Source organism: Lactobacillus acetotolerans DSM 20749 = JCM 3825 (assembly GCF_001436775.1).
Classification (GTDB): Bacteria; Bacillota; Bacilli; order Lactobacillales; family Lactobacillaceae; genus Lactobacillus; species Lactobacillus acetotolerans.
This window is the reverse complement of record NZ_AYZC01000064.1, coordinates 1-4605: the sequence shown is the minus strand read 5'-3', so window position 1 is coordinate 4605 and position 4605 is coordinate 1. Positions and strand designations below refer to the sequence as shown.

The following is a 4605-nucleotide window of genomic DNA, read 5'->3' as shown; positions in this document are numbered from 1 at the left end:
TTAAAGAAAATAAATAAGCCAAATCATTAATATGACTTGACTTAGAGTAGAAAAAAGACATTGAGCAATTTTTGCTCAATGTCTTTTGCTTTTCTATTCAATTGTTAATCAAGTGAATAGAAAATTATGCATCTAATTTAACTGGGCTAGCTGGCTTCTTGCCCTCAACTAATGCTAAGTTGTTGTCAAATGCCTTGATTACCATGTTGCGTACAGCATGAGTAGTGTAGAAGGCAGTATGTGGAGTTACCAAAACGTTTGGACGATCAATTAAGTCTGCTAAACGCTTGTCTGGGAATTCTTTGCCTTCCCAATCTTTGTTAAATACACCAACTTCTTTTTCGTAGGTATCCATAACAAAGCCAAATACTTTACCTGAATCCAAACCACGGATTACAGCATCAGTGTCAACAAGTGGACCACGTGATACGTTAACGATTACAACGCCGTCTTTCATTTCTTTGATTGACTTGTCGTTGATCATGTGAACGTTAGCTGGAACATCTGGTACATGAAGTGAAATTACGTCAGCTTGCTTGTATAAGTCATCAAGGCTGTCAACGTAGTAACCCTTCTTGTCAAGTTCTGGGTTCTTGTAGATATCGTAAGCAATAACTTTTGCTCCGAAACCTTCCATAATCTTCATAAATACTTGACCAATGTGACCAGTACCTACAACACCGACAACTTGGTCACGAACTTCACGACCAATTGTTGGAGCCCAACGTAAGTCACGTTTAGCCATCTTGGCATCCATGCGCTTGTCTTGACGTAAAATACGTGCAGCTTGGATAGCAGCATGTTCAGCAATAGCGTCTGGTGAGTATACAGGAACGTTGGTAATTTCGAAGCCTAATTCCTTAGCCTTCTTCATATCAATGTTATCAACACCAACATTACGTAATGACATCTTAGTAACACCAACATCGGCTAATGCTTGAAGAGTGTCAGCACTGTAATCTAATTGTTGATAAACAACAACACCATCAGCACCCTTAGCTAATTTAGCAGTATCAGGTGTTAAAAGCTTGCCAGTGTAATCAACATCGATATCTTTGTGAGCACTTTTCCATTCGTTCAAATATGGTTCTTCATCTTTACGAATTGCGTAAGCAAAAATTTTTGTCATAAATTCAACCTCCCAAAAAAAATAATGATATGACCCTTGTGCTATTATACACTTGAGTTTGTCTGACAAAAAATTAAAAATATGATTTTGATGAAAAAATTTGCTATTTAAGCGTTGATTATAGTAAAGAGGAGAAAAAATGGCTTTGACGAACAGTTGGATTGAGCAATTACCGTTGAAAAAAGTGCTTTCATGTAAAGAAGTTCACGGAGGAGATACGAATAAAGCCTACCAGGTGAAAACTCCAGAGAAGAGCTATTTTATGAAGGTTCAGCCGAATAATCCCGCTTCTTATTTTGATCACGAACAACGTGGTTTAAAAGAAATGGGGAAGGCTGGTATTAATACTCTGCATCCGCTTTATAATGGTCAGATCAATGGTGACGCATATTTATTGTTAAATTGGTTAGATACTGATGTGGGCAGCCAAGAAGATCTGGGCAGAATGGTGGCTAAGTTACACCAGCGGCATAATGATCAGTTTGGCTTTGGTGATGTCTATAAAAATCGGGTCGTTACTAAAGATAATCATTGGAATAATGATTGGGTAGATTTTTATGTTAACCAGCGATTACTTCCAGAGGTTAATTATGCAAAAAAAGCTGGTCGTTGGGATGATTTCCGAGAACAACATTTCCAGAGGATGGTAGCTAAATTTACGGATTATTATGGTAAGAATAAGGTAACTCCCAGTTTATGTCATGGTGACCTTTGGTTTGGCAACGTGCTTTTTTCAAAGGGCGAACCATACTTAATTGATCCGGATGCCGTTTATGCAGACCGTGAATTTGATATTGCGATGACGACGGTTTTTGGTGGCTTTAGTAACCACTTTTACCGTGCATATAACGAAGTTTATCCGTTTAGGGCAGGTATTGCTGAACGCCTAAGCTGGTACCGCTTTTATTATCTATGCATGCACTTGGATTTATTTGGTGAAAGTTACGGCGATGCGGTGGATGATATTTTGAGGCAGTATTAAAAACCTTTATAATAAAGATAAATGAAAAAAGGAGATAAAAAATGATCTTAATTTCGTGGAATATCGATTCATTAAATGCCGCTTTGACAGGCGTGTCTTCCAGAGCTCATGAGACTCAGAAAATTTTAGAAAAAATACATGATATAAAACCAGATGTTATAGCTATTCAAGAGACAAAATTACGTGCCACTGGTCCAACAAAAAAGCATCAGGAAATTTTGGCACAGAAATTTCCAGAATATGATTATGTTTGGCGTTCTTCTGAAGAGCCTGCACGTAAAGGCTATGCGGGCACAATGTATTTATACAAAAAAGAATTAAAGCCCAAGGCTAGCTATCCTAAAATTGGCGCACCTGAGCCGATGGATTCTGAAGGTAGGATTATTACCCTGGAATTTCCTAAGTGCTTCGTAACACAGGTATATACACCAAATTCAGGTAATGGCTTGAGAAGATTATCCGAGCGGCAAGTTTGGGATAAAAAATATGTTGAATATTTGAAGAAATTAGACCAAAAGAAGCCTGTTTTAGCAAGTGGTGATTTTAATTGTGCGCATACGCCGATTGATTTGAAACACCCAAAAAATAACCACCATTCCGCTGGCTTTACTGATGAAGAAAGAAAAGACTTTACTAACCTGTTAGATGCTGGTTTTACTGATACCTTCAGAAAAGTTAATGGTAACGTTGAAGGTGTTTATTCTTGGTGGGCTCAACGGGTTCGAACAGCAAAAGCAAATAATTCTGGTTGGAGAATCGACTACTGGATTACAAGCAACAGAATTGCTGATAAAATAAAGCGGTCTGAAATGGTTGATACAGGTGCCCGTGCCGATCATTGCCCGATTTTACTAGAAATAGATTTATAAAGATTACTTTTAAAGCACTCAATAGGGTGCTTTTTTTAATTGGTCTAAAGTGTATAATTATTTCTCGAAGAGACGTTATTAAAAGTGGATACGAGGAGTTGACACTACGTGAAAAAAGAAAAAGATCGGGCTCTTGAACAGGATATAAAGTATAATCGTTTAACTGCCTTTAAATTGTTTGCGATGACCTCGTCAATGGTTATTTCTGTCGATGAATTGGCACCGTTTGGTAAAACTGGGCCGACCGCCTTATTTTATTTACTAATTGCCGGGCTCTTCTGGTTTATACCAATTACGCGAATGTCCGGTGAAATGGCTTCAATCGATGGTTGGGAAAAAGGTGGTATTTTTACCTGGGTAAAGGGATCCTTAGGTGATGAAACTGGCTGGACAGCTATGTTTTACCAGTGGATCCACATTACCGTAGGAATGGATACCATGATGTATGTGATCATTGGTGCGTTATCTATTACTCTGGGCACGCCTTGGTTTAATACCACACCACTTGTACGCTTTGCGTTAATGATGCTCATTTTATGGGGTGTAACAGCGATTCAGGTAATCGGGGTTAAAAAAATTGGTAGAATTGCAGAATGGTGTTTTATTTTAGGAATCGCAATTCCGGTAATTTTTTTGATTCTGTCTTTCTTTGTTTATGCATTACAAGGGCACCCACTACATATGACCATTAATTGGAACACGGTGATTCCCCACCAAATAAATGGCAATACTTTAGTTGCCTTTGTTCCATTTATGCTGGCCTTTTGTGGTGGCGAGGCTTCAGCTCCCCACGTTAAAAATTTAGATCATCCGCGTTCATACTCAAAGGCTATGCTTGCTCTGGCTGTTACCGCGATTTGTTTTGACTTATTGGGCAGTATGTCAATTGGAATGACTGTGCCAAAAAGTGAAATTCAAAATAGCACGGGTTTTGTATACACATATGGTAAAATTCTAACTTCAATTGGATTACCAGGAAATATTTTGCAAAAGATAGTTGGTGTCATGTTGGCTTGCGGCATTGTTGGCGAATTAGGTAATTGGCTGGCTGGACCTAACCAAGGAATGTATGAGGCAGCTAAGGAAGGCTATATGCCTAAGTTCTTTGCCAAAACCACGAAGCGTGATGTACCAATGAGATTAATGATTTTACAATCGGCTATTGTTACTGCTTCAGCTGTATTGATTACCTTCACTAGTGGAAAAGATGCTGATTTTGCTTTTAACGTTTCACTGGCGGGAACGACTGCCCAATACTTGATGGTCTATATGATTATGCTGACTGCTTACATTGTTTTAAAAGTAAAGCATGAAGATTTGCAAAGAACGTATTGGATGAGTAAAAATCCGAAATTAAGTATTGCAGTTGCTTGCTTGGCAATGGTAATTACGGTTATGGCATTCTTTGTAACCTTTATCCCTGCGGAAGGAACTCCCAAAGATTTAAGAAGTGCCTACGTTATTATCCTAATTGTTTTGTGTGGAATAGTATCGGTAATCCCGCTAATTATTTACCACTTTAGGAAAAATGATATAACCGACAATTAAACAAAAAAGAAACCCATTTGTTGTAATAGGCCCAAAAAGTTGGACACTTTTGGGGCTTTTACTATGTCTAAATTAAA

At 38.2% G+C, this 4605-nt stretch carries 4 protein-coding genes; 3 read left to right on the top strand and 1 reads right to left on the bottom strand.

Features of this window, described 5'->3' with window-relative positions; translation table 11 throughout:
* Nucleotides 1-124: 124 nt before the first annotated feature.
* Nucleotides 125-1129: a D-2-hydroxyacid dehydrogenase gene (locus FC77_RS07325; RefSeq protein WP_056970987.1), complete on the bottom strand. Its 1005-nt coding sequence runs from the start codon at nucleotides 1127-1129 to the stop codon at nucleotides 125-127.
* A gap of 139 nt (nucleotides 1130-1268) precedes the next feature.
* Here FC77_RS07325 and FC77_RS07320 point away from each other — a divergent pair, with 139 nt between their 5' ends.
* From FC77_RS07320 to FC77_RS07310, 3 genes are all read left to right on the top strand, one after another.
* Nucleotides 1269-2111, top strand: coding sequence for a fructosamine kinase family protein (locus FC77_RS07320; protein WP_056970986.1), 843 nt, complete (start codon nucleotides 1269-1271; stop codon nucleotides 2109-2111).
* Nucleotides 2112-2152: 41 nt separating this feature from the next.
* A complete protein-coding gene (locus FC77_RS07315) occupies nucleotides 2153-2980 on the top strand; it encodes an exodeoxyribonuclease III (RefSeq protein ID WP_056970985.1) in 828 nt (275 codons plus the stop codon).
* 108 nt (nucleotides 2981-3088) lie between these two features.
* On the top strand, nucleotides 3089-4528 hold the full coding sequence (locus tag FC77_RS07310; RefSeq protein ID WP_056970984.1) for an amino acid permease: 1440 nt from the start codon (nucleotides 3089-3091) through the stop codon (nucleotides 4526-4528).
* Nucleotides 4529-4605 lie beyond the last annotated feature (77 nt).

Coding starts and splice junctions, on each gene's coding strand:
- FC77_RS07315 (WP_056970985.1), top strand. CDS start 2,153: ATGATCTTAATTTCGTGGAATATCGATTCATTAAATGCCGCTTTGACA.
- FC77_RS07325 (WP_056970987.1), bottom strand. CDS start 1,129: ATGACAAAAATTTTTGCTTACGCAATTCGTAAAGATGAAGAACCATAT.
- FC77_RS07320 (WP_056970986.1), top strand. CDS start 1,269: ATGGCTTTGACGAACAGTTGGATTGAGCAATTACCGTTGAAAAAAGTG.